Below are 12,973 nucleotides of genomic sequence, written 5' to 3' on the forward strand. Positions count from 1 at the left end.
GATCAGCCTCCGTTCAGGCTGGGGGTTCACCGATGCCAGCAGTACTGCTCGCGCCCGAGGAGCCGGCGCCGCTCGTCCTCGATCCGTCCGACGAGGCGCCCGCGAAAGCGCGGCGATACCTGACCGACCGGTTCCACGAGTTGGGCCACGCCGACGACTTCGTCGGGCGGCTCGTGTTTACCGAGCTGGTTACCAACAGCTACCGGCACGTCGGGACCGGGCACATCGTCGTGCGGGTCTTCGCGGACGTGCGCGAGCCGCTCACCGTCATCGAAGTCTGGGACGAGAGCAGCTCCCTTCCAATCCTCCAGAGCGAGGACCACTACGCCGAGTGCGGGCGCGGTCTGCAGCTGATGGCCGAACTCGTCCACGACTGGGGCGTCCGGCCGCTCAACGAGGAAGGCAAGGTCGTATGGGCCCGCTGCGCCCGCTGAACACCCCGGCGGGCCGCCACCTGCTGCGGTGGCGGACCCGTCTGGGACGCTCCACCGCCATCCGCAACCTCGACCTGCTCGCCGTCGCCCTCCAGGCCAGGAGCTACCGCTTCGTCAAGCTCTACCAGGCCGACGAATTCCCCGGCCGCCCTCCGGTGCTGTGGGTCTTCGCGTTCGGCCTGGACGACCACGTCCGCCTTGCCGTAACCGTCCACGCCATGCCCGGCCGGGACTGGGCCTACTACGAGGCCGGGCGCGGACGGCACGGCTACCTCTGCCCCTGCGGCGACAGCAAGGACGCCGCCGACCGGGTGGACGCCGTCCTCAAGCACCGCATGTTCCCGTCCACCTGGTAGCACGGCCGGAGGCATCCCGATGACCCACATCTCCGAGGCGTGGTACGCCCGGCCGAGGCAGGCCGGATCGGCGCCCGCGCCACCGCTGTCCGCGCGTCCGGTCGGACGTCTGGAACTGGATCTCGACATCGACCGAGCCCTCGATGACCTGCACCGCGCCTTTCCGGGCATCTGCATCTGGCACGGCGAGTTCAGCGGTTCGTTCTGGGCGCTCCTCACGGACCGGCTGGTCGAAGCCAGGACGGCCGCCGATCTGGCCCGGCAACTCCGCGCCGCTCTGCCCCGTCCCGGGCCCAAGCCGCATGCGTGCCGTTCTCGGACGTCCACCCGCCGCGCAGACGGCACCTGGACGTCCGCGAAGTCCGCCACCCGGCGACCGGCGCGACGCGGCAGGCATGGTCGTCGTGTCGTCCGCTGGCTCCTGACCACCTGCCTCCACCTGACGCCCGCGGCGCCATTCCCGTGACAGCCACACTGGTCGTATGAAGGGGCACAGCGGAGAGCCGCTCAGCTACGCCGAGACCAGGCCGTACGAAGTGGCCGACTCGCTGGGTGAGCTGCGGGGGCCCGAGCATGGTGTGGTGGCGCTCCCCCTAGAACTCGCCTGGGGCGGGCGGACGGAGTTCGACCTCGACGACGACTACGACCGGGCGGCGCTCTACAAGATTGTGCTGGAAGAGGGCGGGGCGGAGCACCAGCGGCGGCTGATCAGCGGTCGGCTGCTGGTGCGGCATTGGGATGAGATCCTTCCAGCTCGCCCCGTCCGGGCCCTGTGGGAGCGGCGCTTCGCCCAGTTGCGGCATGCCGCGTGATGGATCGGTTCCAACACTGGCTGGCCCACATCGCATTGGCGGTTGTCGGTGACCGGGGTTTCGTGTTGGGCGGTGGCCATGCCGTTCAGATGCACGGTATGGCTGCACGTCCCTCGGAGGACATCGATCTCTTCTCCCCGCAGCGGGGAAGCCCGGAACAGGTGGCCGACGAGATCATCGCCGGATATGTGCGCGAAGGTTTGTGCGTCGAGGTGGCCCGGCGCACCCCAGACCTCGTCCAGATGACGGTTGCCGATTCCAACGGCCGTGCCCGCAAAGTGGATCTTGGGGTGTTCTGGCGGGCACACGCTCCCGTGATGCTGGAGATCGGTCCGGTGCTGCACCCCGACGATGCCGTAGCCGGCAAGATGGACGCCTTGCCAGAACCCTCGTGGGGGCCTGTCGCGTCGTCTATGGCGCGATGGTGTCGGTGTACGCCGCGTCCACTTCGGCCGTGAAGGTGTCCTCGGCGCCGTCACCGTCGGTGATGGAGACACGAGACGGGCGGCTGCGGGCCCAGAAGGCCCGCATGTCCGGGCTGGTCATCAGGAATCGCAGGGCATTGCGGAGTTCTGGAAGCTCGATGGTGCGGGTCTCATAGGCGACCTTCTGGAGGTTCAGGATCAGATTGCAGTAGTGATCCTTGCGGGTCGTCTGCTCGCCGGGTGCGGGGGCCGGCCAGACCGAGCGGAGTTCGCTGTCCTCGATGGCCATTTTGATCAGGTCGGTGTGCAGCTCGCGCATCGCGAGTTCACTGCTTCGCGCCTGCTCCTCCTGAGCAATTCCCAGCTCTTCACGCTGGTTGCGCAGCTCGCGGCCCTGCATCAGGAGCGCGGCGGTGATGCCCAGGAAAGCGGCGCCGGAGAAGAAGACCGCGACCGGGCTGACCGCCTGACCGATGTCCGACCAGCGCGCCAGCTCGTCGTCGTCCAGGCGGAGTAGGAGAAGAACCGGGACGAGGACGCAGAAGACCACGGCGAGAAGTCCCGCGGTGATCGCGAGACCCATGGGGAGGGCGCGCCGCATTCTGCCTTTCATGACATCGCCGAGTCAGGCGCGGTGGGTGTCCGGGACGCCTTGCAGCGGTCGCAGCCTTTCACCGCGGGTGCGCACATCGCCGGCGATGTCCGCAAGAGCGTCCAGCGTCTTTGGACGTCGGACGAGCCAGCCGCCGGCCTGGTAGCCGATGGGGCCGGGACCGTAGTCGTGGACGAGGGCGCTGTGCGAGTCGAACAGCAGGAAATCGAAGTAGCTCTCCACCGGGGCCGGTGGGGCGAAGAACTCGATGTTCTCGCCCAGCCCGTCCCGCACCTCATAGTTGATCATCTCGTAGCGCAGGTAGTCGGTGAGCGGGTAGGACAGCAGCCGCACCCGAGTGAACTCCAGGTTCCGCGACCTGACCTCATCGCGAAGGGGCTGGTCGCCCATCGCCTCTTCGCGCAGGAGGCGGCGGGCCAGCACGGCGTCGCCCGCCTGGAACGCCTCCTGCGATCGGACGCCGTCGGCCTCGCGGTAGGACTGCCAGCACTCCAGCTTGAGGAAGCGCCGTTCGGTACGTGCCCAGGCTCGGCCGAACGCCTCCAGGAAGCCGTCCAGGGTGAGCCGCTCGCTGCCGTCCAGTACCCACTCAGGCGGTTGGTGCATCATTCGTCCGGGATGTCTTTCTTCGCGGCGATGAGAGTGGCGCGCGTGATGCGAACGATCCGTTCATCTGGGGCACATCGGGCGTCTTTCATCGGATTCGGCCCGAGCTCGTCGGTGATGTCGACGCCAATGACCGCGAATGCACCATCACTGAGGGTGAGAATATCAGGAGAACCGGTCGTCGAGGTCGTATCACCGCGCTCGGCGGGTGCTTTGCCGAGGCGACCGATCACCTTCATGGGGACCCGTCCGAAGGGTGGGCTCGCCGACACATTGGTACGGGAAAGGCCCCCGCCGAAATCGGGCGGGGGCCTGTCGCAGTCGAACTCAGAATGCGTCTTCGGGGAGTTCCATCACGTCGAGGGTGGTGGACTCGGTGACGGCCCGGTCGGAGGCCAGGCGCGGCAGGACGGTCTGGCAGAAGAACTGCGCCGCCGCGACCTTGCCGCTGTAGAACGCCTTGTCGGAGTCGGACACGTCGCCGCCGCCGAGGGCGGTCAGCGCGACCTCGGCCTGGCGGAGCAGCAGCCAGCCGACGATGAGGTCGCCGAGGCCGAGCAGCAGCCGGGACGAGTTGAGCCCGATCTTGTAGAGCTGCTTCGGGTCCTCCATCGAGCCGAGCGCCCACCCGATCATCGGGTTGAGGATGCCCTGCACGTCCTCCAGCGCGCGGCCGAGCAGCGCCCGCTCGTTCTTCAGCCGGCCGTTGCCGGCCTCGGACTCGGCGAACGCCTGGATCTCGCCCGCGAGCACCTTCAGCGCCTCGCCGTTGTCCCGCAGGATCTTGCGGAAGAACAGGTCCTGGCCCTGGATCGCGGTGGTGCCCTCGTACAGCGTGTCGATCTTGGAGTCGCGGATGTACTGCTCGATCGGGTAGTCCTGCAGGAAGCCGGACCCGCCGAGGGTCTGCAGCGACTCCGCGCCGAGCAGCGCGTAGGCGCGCTCGGAGCCGAAGCCCTTCACGATCGGCAGCAGCAGGTCGTTGATCTTCTCGGCCTGCTCGTCCTTGCGGCCCTCGTGCTCGGCGACCTGCACGGCGTCCTGGTAGGACGCGGTGAGCAGGACGAGCGCGCGCATGCCCTCGGCGTAGGCCTTCTGGGTCAGCAGGCTGCGCCGGACGTCCGGGTGGTGGGTGATCGTGACGCGCGGGGCGGTCTTGTCCGTCATCTGCGTCATGTCGGCACCCTGGACGCGCTCCTTGGCGTACTCCAGCGCGTTCAGGTAGCCGGTCGACAGGGTCGCGATGGCCTTGGTGCCGACCATCATCCGGGCGTACTCGATGACGAGGAACATCTGCTTGATGCCCTGGTGCACGTCGCCGACGAGGTAGCCGATCGCGGGGTGCTTCTCGCCGAAGGTCAGCTCGCAGGTCGTGGAGACCTTGAGGCCCATCTTCTTCTCGACGTTGGTGACGTAGGCGCCGTTGCGCTCGCCCAGCTCACCGGTCTCGACGTCCACCAGGTACTTGGGGACGAGGAACATCGACAGGCCCTTGGTGCCGGGGCCGGCGCCCTCGGGGCGGGCCAGCACCAGGTGGAAGATGTTCTCGGACATGTCGTGCTCGGCCGAGGTGATGAAGCGCTTGACGCCCTCGATGTGCCAGGTGCCGTCCGGCTGCTCGACGGCCTTGGCGCGCCCGGCGCCGACGTCGGAGCCCGCGTCCGGCTCGGTCAGCACCATCGTGGCGCCCCACTGCCGCTCCAGGGCCAGCTCGGCGAACTTCTTCTGCTCGGGCGTGCCGATGTGCCAGAGGATCTGCGCGAAGCCGGGGCCGGAGGCGAACATGTAGACGGCCGGGTTGGCGCCCAGCACCTGCTCGGCGACGGCCCAGGTGAGCGAGCGCGGGGCGCCGCTGCCGCCGAACTCGGGGGCGAGGTCGAGGCGGTACCACTCGGCGTCCATCCACGCCTGGAACGACTTCTTGAAGCTCTCCGGCATCTCGACGGTGCCGGCGGCCGGGTCGAACACCGGCGGGTGGCGGTCGGCGTCCTCGAAGGAGTCCGCGATCGGGCCCTCGGCGAGCCGGTTCACCTCGTCGAGGACGCTGCGCGCGGTGTCCTCGTCCAGTTCCGCGTACGGGCCGCTGCCGAGGAGGTCCTGGCGCCTGAACACCTCGAAGAGGTTGAACTCCAGGTCCCGGAGGTTGCTCTTGTAGTGCCCCATTCGAGACTCCGTCTGATCCGGCGGCGGCCGGGGGCCCCGCTGCGTACTGGTTGGTAACTCAACATCATGCTACCCGCTGGTAACCAGTTGGCAACCACGTGAATCAGGGCGATCCGGTGGACGCAGGCCACATCGAACCACGCTCGGCTCCGACCATGTGACGCAACTCACAAGCTCGCGGCCGTCCTGCGCGTCCGGTACCGGCCCCGCCCGTGCCCGCCGTCCCGCGCCCGCCTCCGACCTGCGCCGGACCCAGCCCGCGCGACCCGCGCCGGACCCTCCGCCGCGCCGCCCGGCCGTGGTGGGAAGATCGGGCGGGGGCTTGAACATCGTGAGGCACGAGGAGGTGCAATGAAAGAGGAGGAGCCCGGGACCCCGAGGCTGACCGTCATCGGAACCGGCTACCTCGGCGCCACGCACGCCATCTGCATGGCCGTGCTCGGCTACGAGGTCCTCGGCGTGGACGTCGACCAGGACAAGATCGACCGGCTCGCGTCCGGCGAGGTCCCCATCTTCGAGCCCGGGCTGCCGGAGCTGCTCACCAAGGCGCTCGACTCCGGCCGGCTCCGGTTCACCACCTCGTTCGAGGAGGCGGGCGCGTTCGGCGACGTCCACTTCCTGTGCGTGGGGACCCCGCAGCAGGCCGGCTCGGACGCCGCCGACCTCAGCTACCTCGACGCCGCCGTCCGCGCCCTCGCCCCGCACCTGCGCCGCCGCGCCCTCGTCGTCGGCAAGTCCACGGTGCCGGTCGGGACGGCCGCGGGGCTCACCGGCCTCGTCCAGGAGCTGGCGCCCGCCGGAAAAGACGTCGAGCTGGCCTGGAACCCCGAGTTCCTGCGCGAGGGCTTCGCCGTCGACGACACCCTGCGGCCCGACCGGATGGTGTTCGGTGTCGCGTCCGACTGGGCGGACGAGCGGCTGCGCGCCGCGTTCAAGCCCGTCCTCGACCTCGGGACCCCGGTCGTGCGCACCGACCTCGCCACCGCCGAGCTGGTCAAGGTCGCCGCCAACTCCTTCCTCGCCACCAAGATCTCCTACATCAACGCGATGGCGGAGGTCTGCGAGGCGGTCGGCGCGGACGTCAAGGACCTCGCCGACTCGCTCGCGCTGGACGACCGCATCGGCGGCAAGTTCCTGCGCCCCGGGCTCGGCTTCGGCGGCGGCTGCCTGCCGAAGGACATCCGCGCGTTCGCGCACCGCGCCGAGGAGATCGGCGTCGGGCAGGCCGTGTCGTTCCTCCGCCAGGTGGACGACATCAACCGGCGCCGCCGCGCCCGCACCGTCGACCTCGTCCGGGAGCTGCTCGGCGGCGACTTCACCGGCAGGCGGATCGCCGCGTGGGGCGCGGCGTTCAAGCCGAACTCCGACGACATCCGGGACGCGCCCGCGCTGGACGTGGCACGCACCATGCACGGCCTCGGCGGCGACGTCCGCGTCTACGACCCGGCCGCGCTCGGCAACGCGCGCGCCGCGTTCCCCGAGCTGCGCTACGGCGAGAGCGCGCTCGACGTCGCGCGGGACGCCGACGTCGTCGTCCTGCTGACCGAGTGGTCGGACTTCCGGGAGGTCGACCCGGCGGCGCTGGCCACGGTCGTCCGACACCGGCGGATCGTGGACGGACGGCACGCCCTCGACGCCGCGCAATGGCGCGCGGCGGGCTGGGAGTACCGGGCGCTGGGCCGCTCCTACCGGGAACAACCCGCCATAACGGGCCGTTGACGGAAGCGAGGACGCCGGAGCCGCGAGCACCGGCCCTCCCGGACGAGGTGCGCCGTACCCGGAAAGCGAAGACGACGCGCGACCACCGTCGTCTCGCACCGGGAGCGCAACCATGGCCTGGGTCCTCGTCATCGTCGCCGGCCTCTTCGAGGTCGCCATGGCCCTCTGCCTGAAGGGCAGCAAGGGCTTCACCGAACCGCTGCCGTCCGTCGGCTTCCTCGTGTTCGCCGTCACCAGCTTCGGGCTGCTCAACCTGGCCCTGAAGAACCTCGACGTCGGCACCGCCTACGCCGTCTGGGTCGGCATCGGCGCCGTCGGGACGGCGGCGCTCGGCATGCTCGTCATGGGCGACCAGGTGTCCGCCGTCAAGATCGGCGCGCTGGCGCTGATCATCCTCGGCGTGATCGGGCTGAACCTCGCGGGCGGCCACTGAGCGCCGGGCGGACGGCCCGCCGGCCGCCGCGCGCCGGGTCTGCTGGCCGCAGGCGGCCAGCGGGCCCGGCCGTTCGCAGGTCACAACCGTTTCTCCGGAACGTAATCTCCCGTAACAGCGTCTATGGGACGAGAGCGCGGGGAGTGCTCGGACACGGGAGGGACCGACCTTGGTCTTCAAGAAGCTGCGGCAGGCGATGGGCATCGGCGGCCCATCGATCGAAACGATCCTGCACGACCCGAACACGACGCCCGGCGGCGTCGTCACGGGCGAGGTCACCATCATCGGCGGCCAGTACAACTCCGACATCAAGTCGGTGAACCTCGCGCTCCGCACCAGGGTCGAGGTCGAGTCGGGCGACAACGAGTACTCGTCCAACCTGGAGTACGCGAAGATGCCCGTCGCGGGCGGCTTCAGCCTCCAGGAGGGCGCCCGGCACAGCGTCCCGTTCCAGATGCCCATCCCGTGGGAAGCTCCCCTCACGCACATGTACGGGCGCGCGCTGCACGGCACCACGGTCGGCATCGCGACCGAGCTGGAGGTGGCGGGGGCGCTCGACCCGGGCGACCTCGACCCCATCGCCGTCCACCCGCTGCCCGCGCAGGAGCGCATCCTCGCGGCCTTCTCCAACCTCGGCTTCCAGTTCCGCAACGCCGACTGCGAGAAGGGCCGCATCTGGGGCGTCCACCAGGAGCTGCCGTTCTACCAGGAGATCGAGTTCTACCCGCCGGGCCAGTACGCGCGCGGCATCAAGCAGCTCGAAGTGACGTTCGTGTCCTACCCGCAGTCCATGGAGGTCGTGCTGGAGCTGGACAAGCGCGGCGGCGTGTTCACCGAGGGGCACGACGCGTTCAGCCGCTTCACCGTCGACTACGCGACCGTCGACCACACCAACTGGGAGCAGCAGCTCGACGGCTTCCTCCAGGACGCCGGCCGCCGCCGGGGCTTCTTCTAGGCGTCCGGCTCCGAGGCGTCCTTCAGGGATCCCCTCCGCGAAGTTGATCGCGGAGGGGATCGCCGCGTAGAAAGAGGTTCCGTGCCCCAGCCCCCCGGACTGAACGACGCGGAACGGCGCCTGTGGGCCGCGTTCCCGACCGGCGCCCGCGTCGTCCTCGGCGACGACCGGCCCGCCGGACCCGACCCCGACCGCATCGTCCGCGCCGAGACCATCACCCGGCTGCTGCTCGGCGCCGGCGAGACCCGGCCGGGCGCGGTCGCCGCCGTCCGGCTGCGCGGCGCCTACATCACCGGGCAGATCGACCTCAAGGGCGGCACCACCGAGCACGAACTGCGGCTGGAGGAGTGCCGGCTCGTCGAGGAGCCGAACTTCTCCAACGCCGAGACCCGGCAGCTGCGGTTCGCGAACTGCCGGATGCCCGGCTTCGACGGCGGCGGGCTCCGCGCGGACGGCTACATGAGCCTGTCCGGGTCGCAGATCGAGGGCTCGGTGCAGTTGCCGAGGGCGCAGCTTTCGGGCGGCCTGCGGATGAACGGCACCCGCATCACGGTGACCGACCCCGCCAAGTGGGCGATCTTCAGCGGCGGCCTCGTCGTCGAGGTCGGCACGTTCATCCGGGACGCGGAGATCACCGGCGGGATCCGGTTCGTCGGCGCGCGGATGAACGGCGGCCTGTTCATGGAGCGGACCGTCCTGAACAACCCCGGCCGGATCGCCCTGGACGCGCAGAACATCGTCGTCGAGGACGCGGCCGAGCTCAGCAACGGCTTCACCGCGAACGGCACCGTCCGGCTCCGCAGCGGCCGCTTCAACGGCATCCTGTCGTTCAGCAAGGCGCGCCTCGACTCCAGCGACCCGGCCCGGATGGCGTTGCACGCCAGCCACATCCAGGCCGACGAGCTGCTCCTGTGGCCGGAGGAGAAGATCAAGGGCCGGGTGTCGCTGTCGTTCTCCCGGATCGACCTGATCATGGACCATCCGTCCGTCTGGCCGGACGAGCTGTACCTGAACGGCCTGACGTACCAGACGCTGCGCGGCGCCGAGTTCAAGGACCGGCTGAGCTGGGTGGCGCGCGACAAGGAGTTCCACCTCCAGCCGTACGAGCAGCTCGCCGCCTGGTACCACGGCATCGGCCACGACGACCTCGCGCGCAAGGTCCAGCTCGCCAAGCTGCGCGCCCGCCGCCGCAGGCTCCACCCCGTCGCCAAGGCGTGGAACCACCTCCTGGACTGGACGGTCGGGTTCGGCTACCGGCCGTGGCTCGCGTTCGCCTGGTTCGCCGCGCTGCTCGCCCTCGGGACGACGGTGTTCTCGATCGAGCACCCCCGTCCGGTGAAGCCGGGCAACGAGCTGCCCGCCTTCCACGCGCTGATCTACACGCTGGACCTGCTGATCCCGCTCGACACGTTCGGGCAGCAGCTGTCGTACGACGCGGTGGCCTGGTCCCGGTGGGTGGCCTACGGGCTCGTCACGACGGGCTGGGTGCTGGCCACCGCGCTGATCGCCGGCGTGACCCGGGTGCTGCGCCCCAACTAGGCCGCGCCCTGGCGGGGGCGCCCCGCCGACCCGCCGAACCAACACCCCGCCCCGGGCGTCCACCCGGATAGGGACCGACGAGAATGGGACTCCATGGGCACGTATCTGATCACCGGGGCGACGGGCGGCATCGGCACGGCGGTCGCCGAGCTGCTGCGCGAGCGCGGGCACGACCTGATCCTCACCGGCCGCTCCCCCGAGCGCCTCGGCGCGCTCGCCCGGACGCTGGAGACCGGCGCGCACGCCGCCACCCAGGTCATCAACCCCGGCGCGGTGACGGCGCCGCCGCGCGCCGGGACCGTCACGACCGTCCCGCTGGACCTGACGGAGCCGCGCCGCATCGAGGCGTCCCTCGCGATGGCCGGGATCCCGCCGCGGCTGGACGGCGTCGTCCACGCGGCGGGCATGGTGCACCTGTCGACGGTCGCCGAGCTGGAGGCCGACGAGTGGATGGAGCACCTGTCGGTGAACCTGGTGTCGGCGGCGGAGCTGACCCGCCTGCTGCTGCCCGCGCTGCGCGCCGCCCAGGGGCACGTCGTCTTCGTGAACTCCACCGCCGGGCTCCGCGCGAACCCCGAGTGGTCGGCGTACGCGGCGAGCAAGTTCGGGCTGCGCGCCCTCGCCGACTCGCTGCGCGCCGAGGAGCCGGCGCTGCGCGTGACGACCGTCTACCCGGGCCGGACGGCCACGGAGATGCAGCGCAAGGTGCGCGCCCAGGAGGGCCAGAGCTACGCCGAGGACGACTTCGCGGCGCCGGGCACCGTCGCCCGCGTCCTGGTCGCGGCCCTGGAGACCCCGCGCGACGCGGTCGTCTCTGACGTCACCGTCCGTCCGAACTAGCTCCGGCGCAGGAACCAGGAGGCCAGGACGCCGCCGACGAGGCCGAACAGGTGGCCCTGCCAGGAGATGCCGGGGTCACCGGGGATGACGCCGAGGATCATCGTCCCGTAGACGGCGACGACGGCGACCGCGATGCCGATGTCGAGCAGCCGCCGCTCGAAGATCCCGCGTCCGACCAGGTAGCCGAAGAAGCCGAAGATCAGGATGCTGGACCCGAGCGTGTTCGCCGAGCTGAGGAACCACACCCCGAGCCCGCCGACCACGATGATGATCAGGCTGGCGGCGAGGAACTTGGCGATGCCGCGCGCCGCCGCGATGAACCCGAGGACGAGGAACGGCAGCGTGTTGGCCATCAGGTGGCCGAACCCGGCGTGCATGAAGGGGGCGGTGAAGATGTCCGGGAGGTCGTTGACGTCGCGCGGCTGGATCCCGAACCGGTCGAGCCAGCCGTCGGTCGTGTAGTCGAACGCCTCCAGCACCCACATCACGGCGGTCACGGAGACGATCAGCACGAGCGACGACAGCGCCCGGAACCCGTGCTTCGCCAGCTCCTCGGAACGCTGCCGGTCGGGGGTAAAGCTCATGTCAGCCACCGTATGTCTGGACGTCCCTGAACCGTCAACGACCGGGAGGCGGGGAAGGTGCCAGCGGGCGTTTCCGGCATAGTGGGCGGATGCGCGCTGCGATCTGCGAGGAACTCGGCTCGGTCGTCGTCACGGAGACCGCCTCCCCCGTCCCCGGCCCCGGTCAGGTGCTCGTCACCGTCGAGGCGGCGGGGGTCAACTACGTGGACGCCCTCTTCGTCCAGGGCCGGTACCAGATCAAGCCGCCGCTGCCGTTCGTGCCGGGCAGCGAGGTGGCGGGGACGCTGCCGACCGGGGAGCGCGTCCTCGCGATGTGCGGGCTCGGCGGCTTCGCGACCGAGGTGGCGGTGCCCGCGTCCTCGGCCGTCCCGATCCCGGACGAACTGGACTTCCCCCGCGCCGCCACGTTCACGCAGAGCTACTGCACGGCCCTGTTCGCCCTCCGCGACCGCGCGGCCCTGCGGCCCGGCGAGTCGGTGCTGGTCCTGGGCGCCGGCGGCGGCGTGGGCCTGGCGGCGGTGCAGATCGCCAAGGCCATGGGTGCCCGTGTCCTGGCAGCAGCCTCGACAGAGGCGAAACAGCAGGCCGCCCGCGACGCGGGCGCGGACGAGACCATCGCCACCAGCGACGACATCAAGACGGCCGCCCGCGCATGGTCGGACGGCGGCGTGGACGTGGTCTACGACCCCGTCGGCGGCGCCCTCGCCGACCCCGCCCTGCGCTCCCTGCGTGAACGGGGCCGCTACGTCGTGATCGGGTTCGCCTCCGGGGACATCCCGTCCCTCCCCCTGAACCAGGTGCTGCTGCGCAACCGCGCGATCGTCGGCGTCGACTGGGGCGCCTGGTCGATGGCGAACCCCGACGCGCAGCGCGCCCTCCTGGACGAACTCCTCGCCATGGTCGCCAAGGGCGACCTCACCCCGGTGCCGCCCCGTACGGCACCGCTCGCATCGGCGGCAGGCGTCCTGGACGACCTGCTGAACCGCCGCGTCGTGGGCAAGGTGGCCCTGCTCCCCTAGGCGGCGGAGGCGTGCTCCGACTCGGAGGCGTCGCCGCGCACCACGATGACGGGCAGCGGCCGCCGCGCCGGGGCCTCGGCCGTCCGGCGGAGGTAGCGGCGCTCCTCCGGGGTCGTCCCGCCCCAGACGCCGTCGGGCTCACCGACCTTCAGCGCCCACGCGAGGCACTCGGCCTTCACCGGGCAGTTCGCGCAGATCGCCTTGGCGGCGTCCTCCTGCGCCTGGAGCACCGGCGCCGAGTAGCCGATCGGGAAGAACAGGTCCGGATCGGCACCGCGGCAGATGGCGTGGTCGGTCCAGTGCTCCTCGTTCTCGTTGTTCTCGTTGACGTGCATTGGCTTCTCCCTGCGCCGCGACGAGACCACCGTGCGGGGTTCTCCTCGGCCGGGGTGGTCTCCACTCAACGTAGTACTACAACACGTAGTACTACAAGACATGCGTGAACGTTGCAACTTAGCGTCCGGATAACCTGTGA

Annotated in this window: 17 protein-coding genes and 1 riboswitch; of the genes, 11 read left to right on the forward strand and 6 right to left on the reverse strand. The window is 70.4% G+C overall.

The window, feature by feature from the left end; all coding sequences use genetic code 11:
- Nucleotides 1–32 precede the first annotated feature (32 nt).
- From HUT06_RS41155 to HUT06_RS41175, 5 genes are read left to right on the forward strand one after another with little or no spacing between them, the layout of a single operon-like run.
- On the forward strand, nucleotides 33–434 hold the full coding sequence (locus HUT06_RS41155; RefSeq protein ID WP_176200639.1) for an ATP-binding protein: 402 nt from the start codon (nucleotides 33–35) through the stop codon (nucleotides 432–434).
- Nucleotides 413–790 carry a hypothetical protein gene (locus HUT06_RS41160; RefSeq protein ID WP_176200640.1) on the forward strand — a complete coding sequence of 126 codons (378 nt, stop codon included), beginning with the start codon at nucleotides 413–415 and terminating at the stop codon, nucleotides 788–790. Before HUT06_RS41155 ends, HUT06_RS41160 begins: the two co-directional genes overlap by 22 nt.
- 19 nt (nucleotides 791–809) lie before the next feature.
- Complete coding sequence (locus tag HUT06_RS41165; protein WP_176200641.1) at nucleotides 810–1,256, forward strand: hypothetical protein; 447 nt, start codon at nucleotides 810–812, stop codon at nucleotides 1,254–1,256.
- Between the two features lie 16 nt (nucleotides 1,257–1,272).
- Nucleotides 1,273–1,602: a hypothetical protein gene (locus HUT06_RS41170; RefSeq protein ID WP_176200642.1), complete on the forward strand. Its 330-nt coding sequence runs from the start codon at nucleotides 1,273–1,275 to the stop codon at nucleotides 1,600–1,602.
- On the forward strand, nucleotides 1,602–2,060 hold the full coding sequence (locus HUT06_RS41175) for a nucleotidyl transferase AbiEii/AbiGii toxin family protein (protein WP_176200643.1): 459 nt from the start codon (nucleotides 1,602–1,604) through the stop codon (nucleotides 2,058–2,060). The genes HUT06_RS41170 and HUT06_RS41175 overlap by 1 nt, the downstream gene beginning before the upstream one ends.
- Here the strand turns inward: HUT06_RS41175 and HUT06_RS41180 are convergent.
- The 4 genes from HUT06_RS41180 to HUT06_RS41195 all read right to left on the reverse strand — a co-directional run bounded on the left by HUT06_RS41180 (nucleotide 2,014) and on the right by HUT06_RS41195 (nucleotide 5,409).
- Nucleotides 2,014–2,628, reverse strand: coding sequence for a DUF6082 family protein (locus HUT06_RS41180; RefSeq protein WP_217711645.1), 615 nt, complete (start codon nucleotides 2,626–2,628; stop codon nucleotides 2,014–2,016). The two genes, HUT06_RS41175 and HUT06_RS41180, sit on opposite strands and share 47 nt — an antisense overlap.
- Before the next feature lie 24 nt (nucleotides 2,629–2,652).
- Nucleotides 2,653–3,249 carry a DUF6879 family protein gene (locus HUT06_RS41185; RefSeq protein ID WP_254715659.1) on the reverse strand — a complete coding sequence of 199 codons (597 nt, stop codon included), beginning with the start codon at nucleotides 3,247–3,249 and terminating at the stop codon, nucleotides 2,653–2,655.
- Nucleotides 3,246–3,485, reverse strand: a complete 240-nt coding sequence (locus HUT06_RS41190) for a hypothetical protein (RefSeq protein ID WP_084262874.1) — start codon at nucleotides 3,483–3,485, stop codon at nucleotides 3,246–3,248. The genes HUT06_RS41185 and HUT06_RS41190 overlap by 4 nt, the downstream gene beginning before the upstream one ends.
- An 88-nt stretch (nucleotides 3,486–3,573) precedes the next feature.
- The gene (locus HUT06_RS41195) at nucleotides 3,574–5,409 is read right to left on the reverse strand and encodes an acyl-CoA dehydrogenase (RefSeq protein WP_176200645.1); all 1,836 of its coding nucleotides are present in this window, start codon (nucleotides 5,407–5,409) and stop codon (nucleotides 3,574–3,576) included.
- Between the two features lie 351 nt (nucleotides 5,410–5,760).
- Here HUT06_RS41195 and HUT06_RS41200 point away from each other — a divergent pair, with 351 nt between their 5' ends.
- From HUT06_RS41200 to HUT06_RS41220, 5 genes are all read left to right on the forward strand, one after another.
- A complete protein-coding gene (locus tag HUT06_RS41200) occupies nucleotides 5,761–7,128 on the forward strand; it encodes a UDP-glucose/GDP-mannose dehydrogenase family protein (protein WP_176200646.1) in 1,368 nt (455 codons plus the stop codon).
- A 14-nt stretch (nucleotides 7,129–7,142) separates the two neighbouring features.
- A riboswitch (guanidine-III (ykkC-III) riboswitch) is annotated at nucleotides 7,143–7,209 on the forward strand.
- Between the two features lie 31 nt (nucleotides 7,210–7,240).
- Nucleotides 7,241–7,561, forward strand: a complete 321-nt coding sequence (locus HUT06_RS41205; RefSeq protein ID WP_176200647.1) for a multidrug efflux SMR transporter — start codon at nucleotides 7,241–7,243, stop codon at nucleotides 7,559–7,561.
- A gap of 169 nt (nucleotides 7,562–7,730) precedes the next feature.
- The gene (locus HUT06_RS41210; RefSeq protein ID WP_176200648.1) at nucleotides 7,731–8,516 is read left to right on the forward strand and encodes a sporulation protein; all 786 of its coding nucleotides are present in this window, start codon (nucleotides 7,731–7,733) and stop codon (nucleotides 8,514–8,516) included.
- An 81-nt stretch (nucleotides 8,517–8,597) separates the two neighbouring features.
- Entirely contained in the window at nucleotides 8,598–10,055 is a 1,458-nt protein-coding gene (locus HUT06_RS41215; protein WP_176200649.1) for a hypothetical protein, read from the forward strand.
- A 93-nt stretch (nucleotides 10,056–10,148) separates the two neighbouring features.
- Nucleotides 10,149–10,895, forward strand: coding sequence for an SDR family oxidoreductase (locus HUT06_RS41220; protein WP_176200650.1), 747 nt, complete (start codon nucleotides 10,149–10,151; stop codon nucleotides 10,893–10,895).
- Here HUT06_RS41220 and HUT06_RS41225 read toward each other — a convergent pair.
- Complete coding sequence (locus tag HUT06_RS41225; RefSeq protein WP_176200651.1) at nucleotides 10,892–11,479, reverse strand: rhomboid family intramembrane serine protease; 588 nt, start codon at nucleotides 11,477–11,479, stop codon at nucleotides 10,892–10,894. The two genes, HUT06_RS41220 and HUT06_RS41225, sit on opposite strands and share 4 nt — an antisense overlap.
- A gap of 89 nt (nucleotides 11,480–11,568) precedes the next feature.
- Here HUT06_RS41225 and HUT06_RS41230 point away from each other — a divergent pair, with 89 nt between their 5' ends.
- Nucleotides 11,569–12,498: an NADPH:quinone oxidoreductase family protein gene (locus HUT06_RS41230; protein ID WP_176200652.1), complete on the forward strand. Its 930-nt coding sequence runs from the start codon at nucleotides 11,569–11,571 to the stop codon at nucleotides 12,496–12,498.
- On the opposite strand, the gene HUT06_RS41235 is transcribed toward HUT06_RS41230, so the two are convergent.
- Nucleotides 12,495–12,833 carry a WhiB family transcriptional regulator gene (locus tag HUT06_RS41235; protein WP_176200653.1) on the reverse strand — a complete coding sequence of 113 codons (339 nt, stop codon included), beginning with the start codon at nucleotides 12,831–12,833 and terminating at the stop codon, nucleotides 12,495–12,497. The genes HUT06_RS41230 and HUT06_RS41235 overlap by 4 nt on opposite strands.
- Nucleotides 12,834–12,973 lie beyond the last annotated feature (140 nt).

The organism is Actinomadura sp. NAK00032 (assembly GCF_013364275.1).
Taxonomy (GTDB): domain Bacteria; phylum Actinomycetota; class Actinomycetes; order Streptosporangiales; family Streptosporangiaceae; genus Spirillospora.

Bases quoted from the DNA above. Each gene is read 5' to 3' on its own strand.
- HUT06_RS41155 (WP_176200639.1), top strand. From the start codon at position 33: ATGCCAGCAGTACTGCTCGCGCCCGAGGAGCCGGCGCCGCTCGTCCTC.
- HUT06_RS41160 (WP_176200640.1), top strand. From the start codon at position 413: ATGGGCCCGCTGCGCCCGCTGAACACCCCGGCGGGCCGCCACCTGCTG.
- HUT06_RS41165 (WP_176200641.1), top strand. From the start codon at position 810: ATGACCCACATCTCCGAGGCGTGGTACGCCCGGCCGAGGCAGGCCGGA.
- HUT06_RS41170 (WP_176200642.1), top strand. From the start codon at position 1,273: ATGAAGGGGCACAGCGGAGAGCCGCTCAGCTACGCCGAGACCAGGCCG.
- HUT06_RS41175 (WP_176200643.1), top strand. From the start codon at position 1,602: ATGGATCGGTTCCAACACTGGCTGGCCCACATCGCATTGGCGGTTGTC.
- HUT06_RS41180 (WP_217711645.1), bottom strand. From the start codon at position 2,628: ATGCGGCGCGCCCTCCCCATGGGTCTCGCGATCACCGCGGGACTTCTC.
- HUT06_RS41185 (WP_254715659.1), bottom strand. From the start codon at position 3,249: ATGATGCACCAACCGCCTGAGTGGGTACTGGACGGCAGCGAGCGGCTC.
- HUT06_RS41190 (WP_084262874.1), bottom strand. From the start codon at position 3,485: ATGAAGGTGATCGGTCGCCTCGGCAAAGCACCCGCCGAGCGCGGTGAT.
- HUT06_RS41195 (WP_176200645.1), bottom strand. From the start codon at position 5,409: ATGGGGCACTACAAGAGCAACCTCCGGGACCTGGAGTTCAACCTCTTC.
- HUT06_RS41200 (WP_176200646.1), top strand. From the start codon at position 5,761: ATGAAAGAGGAGGAGCCCGGGACCCCGAGGCTGACCGTCATCGGAACC.
- HUT06_RS41205 (WP_176200647.1), top strand. From the start codon at position 7,241: ATGGCCTGGGTCCTCGTCATCGTCGCCGGCCTCTTCGAGGTCGCCATG.
- HUT06_RS41220 (WP_176200650.1), top strand. From the start codon at position 10,149: ATGGGCACGTATCTGATCACCGGGGCGACGGGCGGCATCGGCACGGCG.
- HUT06_RS41225 (WP_176200651.1), bottom strand. From the start codon at position 11,479: ATGAGCTTTACCCCCGACCGGCAGCGTTCCGAGGAGCTGGCGAAGCAC.
- HUT06_RS41230 (WP_176200652.1), top strand. From the start codon at position 11,569: ATGCGCGCTGCGATCTGCGAGGAACTCGGCTCGGTCGTCGTCACGGAG.
- HUT06_RS41235 (WP_176200653.1), bottom strand. From the start codon at position 12,833: ATGCACGTCAACGAGAACAACGAGAACGAGGAGCACTGGACCGACCAC.